The 17214-nt window shown below is 60.0% G+C and carries 14 protein-coding genes; 6 read left to right on the forward strand and 8 right to left on the reverse strand.

What is annotated here, in order from left to right; translation table 11 throughout:
• Positions 1–215: 215 nt before the first annotated feature.
• The gene (gene mltF, locus QMK51_RS23340) at positions 216–1676 is read left to right on the forward strand and encodes a membrane-bound lytic murein transglycosylase MltF (protein WP_258697429.1); all 1461 of its coding nucleotides are present in this window, start codon (positions 216–218) and stop codon (positions 1674–1676) included.
• Positions 1677–1804: 128 nt separating this feature from the next.
• Here mltF and pdxJ read toward each other — a convergent pair whose 3' ends face one another.
• From pdxJ to lptF, 8 genes are all read right to left on the reverse strand, one after another.
• Positions 1805–2551: a pyridoxine 5'-phosphate synthase gene (pdxJ, locus tag QMK51_RS23345; RefSeq protein WP_008151581.1), complete on the reverse strand. Its 747-nt coding sequence runs from the start codon at positions 2549–2551 to the stop codon at positions 1805–1807.
• 47 nt (positions 2552–2598) lie between these two features.
• Entirely contained in the window at positions 2599–3285 is a 687-nt protein-coding gene (recO, locus tag QMK51_RS23350) for a DNA repair protein RecO (RefSeq protein WP_320392145.1), read from the reverse strand.
• Between the two features lie 172 nt (positions 3286–3457).
• Entirely contained in the window at positions 3458–4360 is a 903-nt protein-coding gene (era, locus tag QMK51_RS23355; protein ID WP_150746885.1) for a GTPase Era, read from the reverse strand.
• Positions 4353–5042 carry a ribonuclease III gene (gene rnc, locus QMK51_RS23360; protein ID WP_030129801.1) on the reverse strand — a complete coding sequence of 230 codons (690 nt, stop codon included), beginning with the start codon at positions 5040–5042 and terminating at the stop codon, positions 4353–4355. Before rnc ends, era begins: the two co-directional genes overlap by 8 nt.
• Before the next feature lie 184 nt (positions 5043–5226).
• Positions 5227–6081 carry a signal peptidase I gene (gene lepB, locus QMK51_RS23365; RefSeq protein WP_109628119.1) on the reverse strand — a complete coding sequence of 285 codons (855 nt, stop codon included), beginning with the start codon at positions 6079–6081 and terminating at the stop codon, positions 5227–5229.
• A 5-nt stretch (positions 6082–6086) separates the two neighbouring features.
• Positions 6087–7886: a translation elongation factor 4 gene (gene lepA / locus QMK51_RS23370; RefSeq protein WP_258697431.1), complete on the reverse strand. Its 1800-nt coding sequence runs from the start codon at positions 7884–7886 to the stop codon at positions 6087–6089.
• 170 nt (positions 7887–8056) lie between these two features.
• Positions 8057–9118, reverse strand: coding sequence for an LPS export ABC transporter permease LptG (gene lptG, locus QMK51_RS23375; RefSeq protein ID WP_320392148.1), 1062 nt, complete (start codon positions 9116–9118; stop codon positions 8057–8059).
• Entirely contained in the window at positions 9111–10229 is a 1119-nt protein-coding gene (lptF, locus tag QMK51_RS23380) for an LPS export ABC transporter permease LptF (protein ID WP_320392149.1), read from the reverse strand. The genes lptG and lptF overlap by 8 nt, the downstream gene beginning before the upstream one ends.
• Before the next feature lie 295 nt (positions 10230–10524).
• Here lptF and QMK51_RS23385 point away from each other — a divergent pair, with 295 nt between their 5' ends.
• From QMK51_RS23385 to rlmF, 5 genes are all read left to right on the forward strand, one after another.
• Positions 10525–12015 (forward strand): leucyl aminopeptidase, encoded by a 1491-nt coding sequence (locus tag QMK51_RS23385; protein ID WP_320392150.1) that lies wholly within the window; start codon positions 10525–10527, stop codon positions 12013–12015.
• A 60-nt stretch (positions 12016–12075) separates the two neighbouring features.
• The gene (locus QMK51_RS23390; protein WP_320392151.1) at positions 12076–12504 is read left to right on the forward strand and encodes a DNA polymerase III subunit chi; all 429 of its coding nucleotides are present in this window, start codon (positions 12076–12078) and stop codon (positions 12502–12504) included.
• Positions 12505–12512: 8 nt separating this feature from the next.
• Complete coding sequence (locus QMK51_RS23395) at positions 12513–12896, forward strand: DNA polymerase III subunit chi (RefSeq protein ID WP_320392152.1); 384 nt, start codon at positions 12513–12515, stop codon at positions 12894–12896.
• Positions 12897–13162: 266 nt separating this feature from the next.
• On the forward strand, positions 13163–16009 hold the full coding sequence (locus tag QMK51_RS23400; protein WP_320392153.1) for a valine--tRNA ligase: 2847 nt from the start codon (positions 13163–13165) through the stop codon (positions 16007–16009).
• Positions 16010–16184: 175 nt separating this feature from the next.
• Complete coding sequence (gene rlmF, locus QMK51_RS23405; RefSeq protein WP_320392154.1) at positions 16185–17207, forward strand: 23S rRNA (adenine(1618)-N(6))-methyltransferase RlmF; 1023 nt, start codon at positions 16185–16187, stop codon at positions 17205–17207.
• Positions 17208–17214: the final 7 nt, after the last annotated feature.

The following is a 17214-nucleotide window of genomic DNA, read 5'->3' on the forward strand; positions in this document are numbered from 1 at the left end:
CCGCGACATCACCCGAAACGGTACACGCGGCTGTACCCGAACGTCGGGCCGGGTATTCGGGCCTTGAGCAGGGGCGCGCCGAGGGTTATTTTTTCAGCCACAAAATGCTGTCCGGGCCCATTCCTGCGGGCTCCAAGCGGGTTTTAGACTCTCTAGCAGACAAGCCCTTCGCTGTCGAGATATGGCGCTCGTGGTCCTTTGCGTATACTGCGCAAATGTTTTCCCCAACGGCTTTGCGTCCGCGGTACGCCAAATGGCTGATCGCAACCGGACTCTTCCTGATGCTCAGTGGCTGTGTTGATAAACCCAACACGCTGGAGCGCGTAAAGGAGGATGGCGTGCTGCGGGTGGTTACCCGTAACAGTCCCGCCACCTACTTTCAGGATCGCAACGGTGAAACCGGCTTCGAATACGAGCTGGTGAAGCGCTTCGCCGACGATCTGGGGGTCGAACTCAAGATCGAAACCGCCGACAACCTCGACGACCTGTTCAATCAGGTGGGCAAGCCGAATGGCCCGGTGCTGGCGGCTGCCGGCCTGGTCAGCAGCGAGGAACGCAAAAAACAGGTGCGGTTTTCCCACTCCTATCTCGAGGTCACTCCGCAGATCATCTATCGCAACGGCCAATCGCGGCCGACAGACGAGAAGGATCTGGTGGGCAAGAAGATCATGGTGCTCAAGGGCAGCACCCACGCCGAGCAATTGGCGGAGCTGAAAAAGAAACTTCCCGGTATCGAATACGAAGAGTCCGACGCGGTTGAAGTCGTCGACCTGTTGCGGATGGTGGACGAAGGTCAGATCGATCTGACCCTGGTCGATTCAAATGAAGTCGCGATGAACCAGGTCTACTTCCCCAACATACAAGTGGCCTTCGACCTCGGTGATGCCAGCAACCAGAGCTGGGCGGTGGCCGCTGGCGACGACAACAGCTTGCTCAACGAGATCAATGCCTACCTCGACAAGGTGAAGAAAAACGGCACCTTGCAACGTCTCAAAGACCGCTATTACGGGCACGTCGACGTACTGGGCTACATGGGCGCCACCACCTTCGCCCAACACTTGCAGCAACGCTTGCCTAAATACGAACAGCATTTCAAGGCGTACGCCAAGAAAGAGAAAGTCGACTGGCGCCTGCTGGCGGCGATCGGTTATCAGGAGTCGCTGTGGCAAGCGGCCGTCACGTCGAAGACCGGCGTGCGCGGCCTGATGATGCTGACCCAGAACACGGCGCAGGCCATGGGCGTCTCCAACCGACTGGACCCTAAACAAAGCATCATGGGTGGCGCCAAGTACCTCGCCTACATGAAGGATCAGTTGGATGAGTCGATCCAGGAGCCAGATCGCACATGGTTTGCACTGGCGGCCTACAACGTCGGCAGCGGTCATCTGGATGACGCGCGCAAACTGGCGGCCAAGGAAGGACTGAACCCGGACAAGTGGCTGGACGTGAAGAAGATCCTGCCGCGTCTGTCCGAGAAAAAGTGGTTCAGCAAAACCCGTTATGGCTACGCCCGTGGCGGCGAGCCGGTGCATTTCGTGGCGAACATCCGTCGCTACTACGACATCCTGACGTGGGTCACGCAGCCGCAGCTTGAAGGCAATCAGGTCGCTGAAGGCAACCTGCACGTGCCGGGGGTCGACAAGACCAAGCCAAGCCAGGAAACCCCGCCGCTTTAAGTCTTTGCTGCCTTCAAAGACGCCATCGCGGGCAAGCCACGCTTCCACAGGTCCGCGTCGAATATTCAACTGTCGTTCAACTCGGACCTGTGGGAGCGTGGCTTGCCCGCGAAGGCAGCGCCGCCGATCTAGCCTTTCAACGCAGCCGCCAGAATCAGCGCCTTCATTTCCGATACAGCCGACTTGAACCCGACGAACAACGCATGGGCCACCAACGCATGGCCGATGTTCAGTTCGTTGATGCCTTTGATCGCCGCAACCGCTTCGACGTTGTGATAGTGCAGACCGTGGCCCGCGTTGACGATGAGGCCCTGGGCCAGACCGAATGCCACGCCATCCGCCACGCGCTTGAGTTCTTCGGCGACGTCGGTTGGCGTCTCGGCGTCCGCATAACGCCCGGTGTGCAATTCAATGGCCGGCGCCCCGACACGGCGGGATGCTTCGATCTGCCGCTCGTCAGCGTCGATGAACAGCGACACTTCACAGCCGATCTTCGCCAGGCGATCCACCGCCGCCTTGATCCGCGCCTCCTGCCCCGCCACATCCAGACCGCCTTCAGTGGTCAGCTCCTGACGGGTTTCCGGGACCAGGCAAATGTGTGCCGGGCGGATGCGCTCGGCGAACGCCATCATTTCTTCGGTGACGCCCATTTCGAAGTTCATGCGGGTTTGCAGCACGTCCTTGAGCAGCAGCACATCGCGCTCCTGGATGTGCCGACGGTCTTCGCGCAGGTGCACGGTGATACCGTCAGCGCCCGCCTCTTCCGCGTCCAGCGCTGCCTTGACCGGATCCGGGTAGCGAGTACCCCGGGCCTGACGCAGGGTGGCAACGTGGTCGATGTTCACGCCAAGAAGAATGCGATTGCTGGTGGTCACGGAAGCGCTCCTGAGTTTAAAGATTCGGTGCACAGCATACGGGGAGACTACGGCTTTCGAAACAACTCGCGACTGACTAGAGGACGACCACCCAGATGAACGGCCAATGCCTGACGCATCAAACGCTTGGCGGCGGACAGCGCACCGGGCGCGGACCAGTCGGCGTCAGCCATGGCCAACAGTTCGGCGCCATTGAACAGGCCCGGCTGCAACAGATAGACCCGCTCCAGGCCTGCATCCACTTGCAACCGATAGAGGCCGTCCGGTGCGATGGGGTCGCCGTGGATGTCGGCGTTCAGGGCAAAGCCATAACCGAGGTCGTCGAGCAAACGCCATTCGAAGGAGCGCAGCAACGGCTCCAGCGGACGGCCTTCGGCCAGAGCGAGCAAGGTTGCGGCGTAGTGATCGAAGACGGCGGGATGCGGGTCTTCGGCGGGCAGCAGGCGAATCAGCAATTCGTTGAGATAGAGCCCGCTGAACAGCGCCTCGCCGTTGAGCCAGGTGGAAACACCGGCGCTTTCCATGCGGCCGACATTTTTCAGTTCACCCCGCCCCCGAAACTCGACTTCCAGCGGCACGAACGGCCGCGCCAACGTCCCGGCCTTGCCCCGCGCACTGCGCAGCACCGCCCGCAGCCGACCTTGCGGCGTAAGGAAATCCACCAACGCACTGCTTTCGCGGTAGGCGCGGGAGTGGAGCACGTAGGCGGGTTGGCCGATGGGGGCTTGAGACATGGAAGTCAGGGTACTCAATGGTAGCGCGCAGTCTTACAAACAACCCAAAACAATGTGGGAGCGAGCCTGCTCGCGAAAGCGGTGTGACAGTCAACATCAATGCTGAATGTTACATCCTCTCGCGAGCAGGCTCGCTCCCACAGGGGTTCTTCAGTGTATCTGGAACCGGGTGTTACAGGTCGCCGTAACCCAGCGAACGCAGGGCGCGCTCGTCATCGGACCAGCCGCCTTTCACTTTGACCCAGAGGTTAAGCATGATCTTGGAGTCGAACAGCAGCTCCATGTCCTTGCGCGCCTCGGTGCCGATGCGCTTGATGCGCTCGCCCTTGTCACCAATGATGATTTTCTTCTGGCCGTCACGCTCGACAAGGATCAAGGCATGAATGTGCAGGGTTTTGCCTTGCTGCTTGAACTCTTCGATTTCCACGGTGATCTGGTATGGCAGCTCGGCGCCCAACTGGCGCATGATTTTCTCGCGCACCAGTTCTGCGGCGAGGAAGCGGCTGCTGCGGTCGGTGATCTGGTCTTCCGGGAAGAAGTGATCGTTTTCCGGCAGGTGCTCGGCGATCACTCGCTCCAGCGTGTCGAGGTTGTGCCCGTGCTGGGCCGAGATCGGCATGATTTGCGCGTTCGGCAACTGTTCCTGCAACCAGGTCAGGTGCGGCATCAGCTCGGATTTGTCTTCGATGCGGTCGGTCTTGTTCAGCGCCACGATCAGCGGGCCGGTCACATACTGGACGCGCTCGAGGACCATCTGGTCTTCGTCGGTCCACTTGGTGCGGTCAACCACGAAGATCACTACATCGACGTCTTTCAACGCCGCCGAAGCGGTCTTGTTCATGTAACGGTTCAGGGCCTTTTCGCCGCCCTTGTGCATGCCCGGTGTGTCGACGTAAATCGCTTGAACGGCGCCTTCGGTCTTGATGCCGAGCATGTTGTGACGGGTGGTCTGAGGCTTGCGCGAAGTGATCGCCAGCTTCTGACCCAGAATGTGGTTCAGCAGCGTGGACTTGCCCACGTTGGGACGGCCGACGATGGCAACATAGCCACAGCGAGTTGCGGTTGAATCAGTCATTGCCATTCTCCACACCCAGGGCAATCAGTGCTGCGGCGGCCGCTACCTGTTCGGCAATACGACGACTCACACCCTGACCTCGGCTTTTTTCATTCAGTAAGATGATTTCACATTCGACGAAGAACGTCCGGCAATGTGGTTCACCCTGGATATCCACCACTTCGTAACGCGGCAGCTCACAACCACGGGACTGCAGGAATTCCTGCAGGCGGGTTTTCGGATCTTTGTTGGTGTCGACCAGCGTCAGGCCTTCGAACTCTCCGGCCAGCCAGGCCAGCACGCGCTCGCGCGCCACGTCCATGCCGGCGTCCAGGTAGATCGCACCGATCAGCGCCTCGAGGGCATCAGCCAGAATCGACTCACGACGGAAACCACCGCTTTTCAATTCGCCGGAGCCCAGGCGCAGGTATTCGCCCAGGTCGAAACCACGGGCCAGTACGGCCAGGGTCTCACCTTTCACCAGGCGTGCGCGCAAACGCGACAACTGGCCTTCGCGGGCCAGCGGGAAGCGATCGAACAGCGCCTCGCCAGCGACGAAATTGAGGATGGCATCACCGAGGAATTCCAGGCGTTCGTTGTTGCGCCCGGCAAAGCTGCGGTGAGTCAGGGCCAGGACCATCAGTTCCTGATCCTTGAAGGTGTAGCCGAGCTGACGCTCTAGACGGCTTAAGGAGACGCTCACGGTTTACCCACGCTGAGTTCGTGGTTGGATTCCACCGCCTGGGCTTTGATGCGGCGCAGGCTTGGGACAATTAACGCTGTGTTCAAAAATAACGTCCTGAATATCGTTGTTTTCATGCTTCTGCCGCCGATTGTGCCGACTCCAGAAATGCATTCGGCGCTGTGTTCAACAGCGCCGTGTGTGATTACTTGATCAGGCCAACCCGCGAGAAATTCGGCAGATGACTGAGTTTGGGTTCCGGCCAGCTCATCCAGACTGCGAAGGCCTTGCCGACGATATTCTTGTCGGGAACCATGCCCAGCAGATCCTTGGGAATGCTCGGATCATCCCAGTAGCGACTGTCGTTCGAGTTATCGCGGTTGTCGCCCATCATGAAGTAGTGCCCGGCAGGCACGGTCCACGAATGATCCGGCGTTGCGCGATAGCGGCTCATTTCCTTGCGGATCAAGTGCTCGGCGACGCCGAGTTTTTCCTTGTAGAGCTCGGCGCTGCCCAACGTACCCGGCTCGGAGCCGACCAGTTGTTCGGCGATCGACTCACCGTTGACGAACAGGCGCTTGTCAGCGGTGTAGCGAATCTGGTCGCCCGGCAGGCCCACCACACGCTTGATGTAGTTGACGTTCGGGTCGCTCGGGTAGCGGAACACCATCACATCACCGCGCTGCGGATCACCGACTTCGATGACTTTCTTGTCGATCACCGGCAGGCGGATCCCGTAAGAAAACTTGTTCACCAGAATGAAGTCGCCGACGTCCAGGGTCGGTTTCATCGAGCCTGAAGGAATCTGGAACGGTTCCACCAGGAACGAACGCAGCACCAGCACGATGAACAACACCGGGAAGAACGACTTGCCGTATTCAACCAGCAGCGGCTCTTTGTTCAGTTTCTCGACCACCACCATGTCAGCCTGGCTGACGCTACCCTGATAAGAGTTGATGGCAGCCCGGCGCCGTGGCGCCAGGAACAGCAGATCGAGCAACGCCAACAGGCCGCAGACGAACACGGCGATGACCAGCAACAGCGGGAAATTTAGTGACATAGGACCTAACTATCCAACCTGAGCACTGCAAGGAAGGCTTCTTGTGGAATTTCCACGTTACCGACCTGCTTCATGCGTTTTTTACCGGCCTTTTGCTTTTCCAACAGCTTGCGCTTACGGCTAACGTCACCACCGTAGCATTTGGCCAATACGTTCTTTCTGAGTGCCTTGACGGTTGTCCGCGCCACAATCTGCCCGCCAATGGCGGCCTGGATTGCCACGTCGAACATCTGCCGCGGAATCAGCTCTTTCATTTTCTCGGTCAGCTGGCGACCTTTGTAATGCGCATTGTCACGGTGCACGATCAACGCCAGGGCGTCGACCTTATCGCCGTTGATCAGCACATCCAGTTTCACCAGATTAGCCGATTGGTAACGATCGAAATGGTAATCCAGCGAAGCATAGCCACGGCTGGTGGATTTCAGGCGGTCGAAGAAGTCGAGGACCACTTCGTTCATCGGCAGATCGTAGGTCACCTGGACCTGGGTGCCGAGGAACAGCATGTCATGCTGAATGCCACGTTTCTCGATGCACAGGGTAATGACGTTGCCCAAATGCTCTTGCGGCACAAGAATATTGGCCCGCACGATCGGTTCGCGCATGTCTTCGATCGAAGAAATATCCGGCAGCTTCGACGGGTTGTCGACGTAGATCGTTTCGCCAGTCTTGAGCAGCAGCTCGAAGATTACCGTCGGCGCCGTGGTGATCAGGTCCAGGTCGTACTCGCGCTCCAGGCGCTCCTGGATGATCTCCATATGCAGCATGCCGAGGAACCCGCAACGGAAGCCGAAGCCCAGGGCGTCGGAGCTTTCCGGGGTGTATTGCAAGGACGAGTCGTTCAGCGTGAGCTTTTGCAGGGCTTCACGGAAATCTTCGAAGTCGTCGGAGCTGACCGGGAACAGACCGGCGTAGACCTGCGGCTGGATGCGTTTGAAGCCTGGCAGCACGTCGACGTCCGGCGTGGAGCTCAAGGTCAGGGTGTCACCCACCGGCGCACCGTGAATGTCTTTGATACCGGCAATGATGAAGCCTACTTCGCCGGCCTTCAGGTCCACGGTGGCAGTGTGTTTCGGGTTGAAGACACCGACGCTGTCCACCAGGTGGATCTTGCCGGTGGACTTGACCAGAATCTTGTCGCCCTTCTTCACACGACCGTGGCGCACGCGGACCAGGGAAACAACACCCAGATAGTTGTCGAACCAGGAGTCGATGATCAACGCTTGCAGCGGGTCTTCGATGTTGCCCGTCGGCGCGGGAATGGTGTGAACCAGGCGCTCGAGCACTTCATCGACGCCCAGACCGGTCTTGGCACTGCACGTGACCGCGTCGGTGGCATCGATGCCGATGATTTTTTCGATTTCTTCTTTGACACGGTCCGGATCGGCCTGTGGCAGGTCGATCTTGTTCAGGACCGGCATGACTTCCAGGCCCTGCTCGATCGCCGTGTAGCAGTTGGCAACCGATTGAGCCTCGACGCCCTGACCGGCATCGACCACCAGCAACGCACCTTCACAGGCCGCCAGCGACCGGCTGACTTCATAGGTGAAGTCGACGTGGCCGGGGGTGTCAATGAAGTTCAGCTGGTAGTTGATGCCATCGCGGGCTTTGTAATACAGGGTGACGCTGTGGGCCTTGATGGTGATCCCGCGTTCACGTTCCAGGTCCATGGAGTCCAGCACCTGGGCTTCCATCTCGCGCTCGGCAAGGCCGCCACACATCTGGATGAAGCGATCGGCCAGCGTCGACTTGCCATGGTCAATGTGGGCGATGATGGAGAAATTGCGGATATGACTCAAATCACTCACGGATCAACACTCAAAAAGGCTGCAGGCATAGCCCGCCGAAAAATAGCCGGGAATTGTACCTGATCCACGGCGCAAGCGTCACGTTCGCAGGTCAGACGGCGCCTACAAAAACGCCCCGGTCTTGCGACAGGGGCGTTTTGAGTGACAAGCAAGACCGGGAAAACCCGCGATCAACCGGCCCGGCGCAACAACCAGACCCCGGCCAGGGCGCAGACACCGGCAGGCACCAGCACCGCAAACAGCGGCGAGAAACCGAATACCAGGCTCGAAGGCCCGAGCAAATCCTGGACAATGCGGAAGGTGAAGCCAACCAGCACGCCGGTGAAGACCCGCTGACCAAGGGTTACCGAACGCAGCGGACCGAAGATGAAGGAAATCGCCATCAACACCAATGCAGCGGTCACCAGCGGCTGCAACACCTTGACCCAAAACGCCAGCCAGTAACGACCGTTGCTTAGCCCCTGGTCAGCCAGGTAGTGGATATAACTCCACAGACCGCTGATCGACAACGACTCGGGCGCCATTACCACGGTACTCAGCAGCTGCGGGCTCAGGGCTACTTCCCAGCGCTCTACCGGGGCAGTCACCACTTCGGTGCTCTTGTCATGGAACAACGTGGTCGTGACATCCGTCAGTTGCCAGTGATCCGTGTCGAATTCCGCGCGTTTGGCGAAGCTCGAAGACAACATGTGGCGTTGATCGTCGAAGCGATAACGGGTCACGCCATACAGCAAACCATTAGGTTGCACAGAGTTGACGTGAATGAACTCGTCACCCTGGCGATGCCACAGACCGTGCTTGGCGCTTTGCGCATCGCCACTGCCCTGGGCCAGCGAGCGGTTGGCCTGAGCGGTGACTTCCGTGGCCGGCGCGACGTATTCGCCAATCACCAGCCCCACCGCCATCAAAAGCAGCATCGGCTTCATGACAGCCCAGACGATCCGCCCGAGCGACACGCCCGCGGCGCGCATGATGGTCAGCTCGCTGTGGCTGGCCAGGCTGCCGAGGCCGATCAGGCAACCGATCAGCGCCGCCATCGGCAACATGTCGTACAGACGGCGTGGAGCGGTCAACAGCACATAGCTCAGGACATCCATCAGCGTGTAGGTATCGCTGACCTCACTCATTTCATCGATGAAGGCAAACAGCGTGGCCAGACCGAGGATGATCCCCAGCACTGCCAGGATCGCGACGAACACGCTGCTACCGATGTAGCGATCGAGCTTATCCACGGGCCACCTCCAGCGCACTGCGGCGACTCGCCATTTTCAAGCGCAGCGGCTCCCAGTACAGCAAGCCCAGGCCGATGGCCAGGAAGATCGCATGCACCCACCACAAGCCCAATGCTGAAGGGATCTTGCCCTTCTCGAGGGCACCGCGAGCGGCAATCAGGATGGTCAGGTAAGCCATATAAAGAAGAATCGCCGGCAGCAGCTTGAGGAAACGGCCCTGACGCGGATTGACGCGCGACAGCGGCACCGCCATCAGGGTCACGATGAAGACCAGCAACGGCAGGGACAGACGCCATTGCAGTTCGGTACGCGAGCGGAGGTCATCACTGCCCAGCAAGGAGCTGGTGGGCATCGCATCGCGGTCGGTCACTTCGTCACTGACTTCCGGCTTGGGCAGCAATACACCGTACTCGTCGTATTTGATGGCGCGGTAGTCGGCCTGCCCCGGATTACCGTCGTAGCGGTAGCCGTTGTCGAGAATCAGATACCGATTGCCGTCGGGGCGAATTTCCTGACGGCCCTTCTCGGCCACCAGCACGGAAATCCCGCGATCCTTTTTGTCGGAACTTACATTTTTTTGCGAAATGAACACGCCGCCCAGATTGATGCGGTCATCCGACAGTTGTTCGGTGTAGGTCACTCGAGTGCCGTCGCGCAAGGCCTGGAAGCGGCCTGGTTCGAGGGTATCGAACTCAGTCATCGCGTCCTGCTTGTTCAGCAGCAGCTGGAACTGGTTGGCACCTTGTGGCGCCAGGCTCAGGCTCAGCCACGCCACCACCAGCGCAACCAGGGTGGCCGGAAAAAGGGTCATGGCGAACAGACGCTGCTGACTCATGCCAGTGGCAGACAACACGGTCATTTCACTTTCAAGATAAAGACGACCGTAGGCCAGCAAAATCCCGAGAAACAACCCCAAAGGCAGGATCAACTGCAGGAAACCCGGCAGACGGAAACCCATGATCAGGAACAACGACCCAGGATCCAGAAGGCCTGAGGCCGCCTGGGCGAGGTATTTGATAAAGCGTCCGCTCATGATGATGACCAGCAGCACGGCGCTGACGGCGCTCAAGGTCAACAGGACTTCGCGGGATAGATAACGGAAGACAATCAAACCAGACACTCCAGGGTTGTCAGGCTAAGCGGCCAAACAAACAAACATATCAGCCGGCCCGCAGGGCAGAGCCGCCGAAAAAGATGGCGCATTATCCTGTGATTGGGTGCGCCTGTCACTGCGCATGCTCAAGCAGGCGCCTGAACCACTGAAGTTCGCGCAACCGAGGGTTGTCAGGCGCAGGCAGCGAGGTTCAAACTGCGGCCTTTGTCGCGGGCAATGCACCGGCTTCTTTCTACTTATAAGCAAGCCTCTGCGCGTCGCGCACTTTGACCATTAATTCAGGGACCCGGACATGGAACTGGTTGTAAAAAGCGTTAGCCCGGAAACGTTGAAGACCGCCACACTGGTGGTCTCCGTCCGCGAAGACCGCAAGCTCGGCAGCGTTGCCAAACAACTCGACGAACTGAGCGGCGGCGCCATCAGTGCGGTGCTCAAGCGCGGCGACCTGGCCGGCAAAGTCGGCCAAAGCCTGTTGCTGCACAGCCTGCCCAACCTCAAGGCCGAACGCGTGCTGCTGGTGGGCGTGGGCAAGGATGAAGAACTGGGCGATCGCCCGTTCCGCAAAATCATCGCCGGCATCCTCAATACCCTGAAAGGCCTGGGTGGCAGCGATGCAGTGCTGGCTCTGGACGAAGTGGTGGTCAAGGGTCGTGACAGCTATGGCAAGACCCGCCTGCTGGCCGAAACCCTGGTGGACGGCGAGTACACCTTCGACCAGTTCAAGAGCCAGAAAGCCGACCCGCGCTCCCTGAAGAAGGTCACTCTAGTGACCATCAAGGCTGCACAGGCTGAAGTCGAACGCGCGGTGGCCCACGCCACCGCGATCGCCAACGGCATGGCCTTCACCCGTAATCTGGGCAACCTGCCGCCCAACATCTGCCACCCGACGTTCCTTGGCGAGCAAGCCAAGGGCCTGGGCAAAGAATTCAAGAGCCTGAAAGTCGAAGTCCTCGATGAGAAAAAGATCAAGGACCTGGGCATGGGCTCGTTCTACGCCGTCGGCCAGGGCAGCGCCCAGCCACCGCGCCTGATCGTCATGCAATACAACGGCGGCAAGAAATCCGAGAAGCCGTACGCGCTGGTCGGCAAAGGCATCACCTTCGACACCGGCGGCATCAGCCTCAAGCCGGGCGCCGGCATGGATGAAATGAAGTACGACATGGGCGGCGCCGCCAGCGTGTTCGGTACCCTGCGTGCCGTGCTTGAGCTGAAACTGCCGATCAACCTGGTGTGCATCCTGGCCTGTGCCGAGAACATGCCGAGCGGCAATGCTTCGCGCCCTGGCGATATCGTTACCACCATGAACGGCCAGACCGTGGAAATCCTCAACACCGACGCCGAAGGCCGCCTGGTGCTGTGCGATGCACTGACCTACTCCGAACGCTTCAAGCCACAAGCCGTGATCGACATCGCCACCCTGACCGGCGCCTGTGTCGTTGCACTGGGCGCCCACACGTCGGGCTTGCTGGGCAACAACGATGAGCTGATCGGCCAACTGCTGAGCGCCGGCCAATCCGCCGACGACCGCGCCTGGCAACTGCCGCTGTTCGATGAATATCAAGAACAGCTGGACAGCCCGTTCGCCGACATCGCCAACATTGGCGGCCCGAAAGCCGGCGCCATCACCGCCGCCTGCTTCCTGTCGCGCTTCACCAAGAACCTGAACTGGGCGCACCTGGACATCGCCGGCACAGCCTGGACCAGCGGCGGCAAGGACAAGGGCGCCACTGGCCGTCCGGTTCCCCTGCTGACCCAATACCTGCTGGACCGCGCCAAAGCCTGAAACCGATGACCTTGAGCAGCGTCACTTTCCGGTGACGCCACTCAGGGCTCAGGAACCGCAATGACCAAAGTCGACTTCTATATCCTGCCCAGCGCCGATCCTTCGGCGCGGCTGGATTTCGCCTGCAAGCTCACCGAAAAAGCCTGGCGCATGGGCCACCGCATTTACCTGCATTGCAGCGATGCCACCCAGCGTGACGATCTCGATGCGCGTTTGTGGGCGTTCAAGGGCGAAAGCTTCGTGCCCCACGGCCCCGCCGAAAGCGAGCCGGAAGGTTTGATTGTCCTGGGTCTTGGCGATGACTGCGGTCAACATCAGGATCTGCTGGTCAATCTCGACCTGAAAGTCCCGGTATTTGCCAAACAATTCGCCCGCGTGGCGGAAGTGGTGGTGGAAGATCCGGCGATTCGTGCGGCTGCGCGGGAGAGTTTCCGTTTCTACCGCGAACAGGGCTATCCTCTGCAAGATCACCGTTTACAGCGACTCTGAGCATTCCGATGGACACTCCAAAACCGCCGCAACAGTCCGCGCATCTGCTGGATGACCTCGAGTCGATCCGCCAATTGCTCGGCGATGACAACCTGCAACCGCCCTTGCTGACCGACACGGTCATTGAAGGTGATCAGGAACAGATTCCCATGCTGTTCGACACCCTCGGCAATACGCCGCAGGTCGAACCGCCGCCCCCTGCCCCTGCTGCCCAACCGGCTCCCGCCGCCAGCAAAGGCCCCGACGCGCTGCTGCACCTGGACAGCGAACTACGCGCCGCCGCGCAATTGATCATGCAAGACGTGATCGACGACTTCGCGCCGCACATTGAAACCGAAATCAAACGCCGGCTGGATGCGCGGCTGGAACGGTTGCTCAGCCAGTACGAATAAACTTGAGTCGAGCGGGCTTCTGTGGCGAGGGAGCTTGCTCCCGCTCGGCTGCGAAGCAGTCGCAAAGCCTGAGCATGGGGTGTACCTGACACACCCGACTTGCAGATATTGGGGCCGCTTCGCGCCCCAGCGGGAGCAAGCTCCCTCGCCACAGGTCCATTCCACACATTAATCTGCGCCCGGTCCACACCTGCTCGCCCTACGCCCCATGCCCCGCTATACTTCCCGGCTTTTCCTGAATAAATGCCAATAGGGTCCCGCCGCGCATGGATAAGACCTACCAGCCGCACGCCATTGAAACTTCCTGGTACAACACCTGGGAGTCCGAGAACTACTTCGCCCCACAAGGCGAGGGCGAGTCCTACACCATCATGATCCCGCCGCCGAACGTCACCGGCAGCCTGCACATGGGTCACGGCTTCAACAACGCGATCATGGACGCCCTGATCCGTTTCCGCCGCATGCAGGGTCGCAACACCCTGTGGCAGCCGGGCACCGACCACGCCGGTATCGCCACGCAAATGCTGGTGGAGCGCCAACTCGAAGCCCAGGGCCAGAATCGCCACGATCTGGGCCGCGAGAAATTCCTCGAGAAAGTCTGGGAATGGAAGGATCAGTCCGGCGGCAACATCAGCCGTCAGATCCGCCGCCTCGGTTCGTCCGTGGACTGGAGCCGTGAGCGCTTCACCATGGACGACGGTCTCTCGGAAGCGGTTAAAGAAGCGTTCGTGCGCCTGCACGAAGACGGCCTGATCTACCGCGGCAAGCGTCTGGTCAACTGGGACACCAAGCTGCACACGGCGATTTCCGACCTCGAAGTGGAAAACCATGACGAGAAAGGTTTCCTGTGGAACCTGAAGTACCCGCTGGCCGACGGCGCCAAAACCGCTGAAGGCAAGGATTACCTGATCGTCGCGACCACTCGCCCGGAAACCATGCTCGGCGACTCCGCCGTGGCGGTTAACCCGAACGATGAGCGCTACCAAGCCTTGATCGGCAAATTCGTCGAACTGCCGCTGGTTGGCCGTCGCATCCCGATCATCGCCGACGATTACTGCGACCCTGAATTCGGCACCGGCTGCGTGAAAATCACCCCGGCCCACGATTTCAACGACTACGAAGTCGGCAAACGCCACAACCTGCCACTGCTGAACATCTTCGACAAAAACGCCGACGTGCTGCCGGCAGCCCAGGTGTTCAACCTCGATGGCAGCGTCAACGAGCAGATCGACGGCACGCTGCCCGCCGAATTCGTCGGCCTCAACCGCTTCCAGGCCCGCAAGGAAATCGTGGCCGCGTTCGAAGCCGCCGGCCTTCTGGTCAGCGTCGACGATCACGCCCTGAAAGTACCGAAAGGCGACCGCTCCGGCACCATCATCGAGCCGTGGCTGACCGATCAGTGGTACGTCTCCACCAAGCCATTGGCCGAACCGGCCATCGCTGCGGTGGAAGACGGCCGCATCCAGTTCGTGCCCAAGCAGTACGAAAACATGTACTTCTCGTGGATGCGCGACATCCAGGATTGGTGCATCAGCCGTCAGTTGTGGTGGGGCCACCGGATTCCGGCCTGGTACGACGAGTCGGGCAAGGTCTATGTCGGTCGCGACGAAGCCGAAGTACGTGCCAAGCACAACTTGGGCGCCGACGTTGCGCTGCAACAGGACAACGACGTTCTGGATACCTGGTTCAGTTCGGGCCTGTGGACCTTCTCCACGCTCGGCTGGCCGGAGCAGACCGAATTCCTGAAGAAATTCCACTCCACCGACGTGCTGGTCACCGGTTTCGACATCATTTTCTTCTGGGTTGCCCGGATGATCATGCTCACCATGCACTTGGTGAAGAACGAAGACGGCACGCCGCAGGTTCCGTTCAAGACTGTTTATGTGCACGGTCTGGTACGTGATGGCCAGGGCCAGAAGATGTCCAAGTCCAAGGGCAACGTCCTGGACCCGCTGGACATCATCGACGGCATCGAGCTGGAAGCGCTGGTGCAGAAACGCACCTCTGGCATGATGCAGCCGAAACTGGCGAAGAAGATCGAGAAGCAGACCCGCGACGAGTTCGCCGAGGGCATCGCCAGCTACGGCACCGACGCCCTGCGCTTCACCTTCTGCTCGCTGGCATCGACCGGTCGCGACATCAAGTTCGACATGGGCCGCGTCGAAGGCTATCGCAACTTCTGCAACAAGATCTGGAACGCCGCGCGCTACGTGCTGGACAAAGGTGAAGACTGCAGCCAGAACGGCGAAGCCTACGAGCTGTCTCTGGCGGATCGCTGGATCATCTCGCAGTTGCAACGTACTGAAGCCGAAGTGACCCGTCAGCTCGATCAGTTCCGTTTCGACCTGGCCGCACAAGCCTTGTACGAGTTCATCTGGAACCAGTATTGCGACTGGTACCTGGAACTGTCCAAGCCTGTGCTGTGGGATGAGAACGCGCCGGTCGAACGTCAGCGCGGCACCCGTCGCACCCTGGTTCGCGTGCTGGAAGTCGCGCTGCGTCTGGCGCATCCATTCATGCCGTTCATTACCGAAGAGATCTGGCAGCGCGTCGCGCCGCTGGCCGGTATCGAAGGCAAGACGATCATGCTGCAAGCGTGGCCAGTGGCCGTTGAGGCACGCATCGATCAGGCCGCCGAAGACGACATCGAATGGCTCAAGGGCCTGATGCTCGGCACGCGCAACATCCGTGGCGAAATGAACATCGGCCCGGGCAAGCCGCTGAACCTGTTCCTGAAAAACGTCAGCGCCGAGGATCAGCGCCGCCTCACCGAGAACGAAGCCCTGCTGAAGAAGCTGGCGCGCCTCGAATCGATCACTGTGTTGGCTGCTGGCGAAGAAGCACCGCTGTCCGCCACCGCACTGGTCGGCGAGATGGAAGTGTTGGTGCCGATGGCCGGCCTGATCGACAAGGACGCCGAACTGGCCCGTCTGGACAAGGAAATCCTGCGTCTGCAGGGCGAAGTACAGCGCGTGGGCGGCAAGCTGTCCAACGCCGGTTTCGTTGATAAGGCCCCGGCCGAAGTCATCGAGAAGGAACGCGCCAAACTGGCCGAAGCTGAACAGGCTTTGGGCAAACTGGCGGAGCAGCATGCGCGGATTGCCAGCCTGTAACGGCACGTCGCAATGAAACAGGGAGGCCCATGTGGCCTCCCTTTTTCATGTCCGCCCCTTTCCCCCAAACACCGCTCCCACACTTGATCGGCGTTGCCCGCACTTTTGTCATCAATACCGAGCCGATGTGGGACAATACCCGCCACTTTTAGCCATACCCGAATCGATCACGCCCATGAACGCCCCCCGCACACCCAAACCTGCGCGTAAAAAGCCTGAATCCGCGACCCCGGCCAAAGCCATGGAGCCCCGCGAGAAGGCTAGCCTGCATCCGCGCAATCGCCACCAGGGTCGTTACGACTTCCCGGCGCTGATCAAGAGCACGCCGGAACTGGCGAAGTTCGTGATCATCAACCCGTACGGCAAGGAAAGCATCGACTTCGCCAGCCCGGATGCGGTTCGGGTGTTCAACCGGGCGCTGCTCAAGTCGTTCTACGGCATCGCCCATTGGGACATCCCGGCCGATTACCTATGCCCGCCGGTTCCGGGACGGGCCGACTACGTTCACTTCCTGGCCGACTTGCTGGCCAGCGTCAACGACGGCGAAATCCCTCGCGGCGCGCCGGTCAAGGTGCTCGATATCGGCATGGGCGCCAACTGCGTCTATCCGCTGATCGGCTACAGCGACTATCGCTGGCACTTCCTCGGCTCGGAAATCGACCCGACGGCGGTGGCCTCCGCCAAAGCCATCGTGCAGTCCAACGGATTGAACAAAGCCATCCAGCTACGCCAGCAAAGCAACCCCAAGCACATTCTGCTGGGCCTGCTCGAGCCCGGCGAACGCTTTGACCTGACCATGTGCAACCCGCCGTTCCACGCCTCGATGGACGAGGCAACCAAGGGCAGCGAGCGTAAATGGCGCGCGCTGGGTCGCGCCGACCCAAAACGCAAACTGCCGGTACTGAACTTTGGCGGTCAATCGGCCGAACTGTGGTGTGAAGGTGGCGAAGCACGGTTTGTAACGCAACTGATCGCCGAGAGCGCGCACTTTCAACACAAAGTGCTTTGGTTCAGCACCCTGGTCTCAAAAGCCTCAAACCTGCCGGCGATCCAGACGGCGCTGAAAAAGGCCGGCGTACTGGAAAGCCAGGTCGTGGAAATGTCCCAAGGGCAGAAGCAAAGCCGCTTCGTCGCCTGGACCTTCCAGACTAAATCCGAGCAACAGGTTTGGCGCGAACGTTGGGCGCGTAAAAGCTGATTAACTG

This window comes from Pseudomonas sp. P9_31 (assembly GCF_034008235.1).
GTDB lineage: Bacteria > Pseudomonadota > Gammaproteobacteria > Pseudomonadales > Pseudomonadaceae > Aquipseudomonas.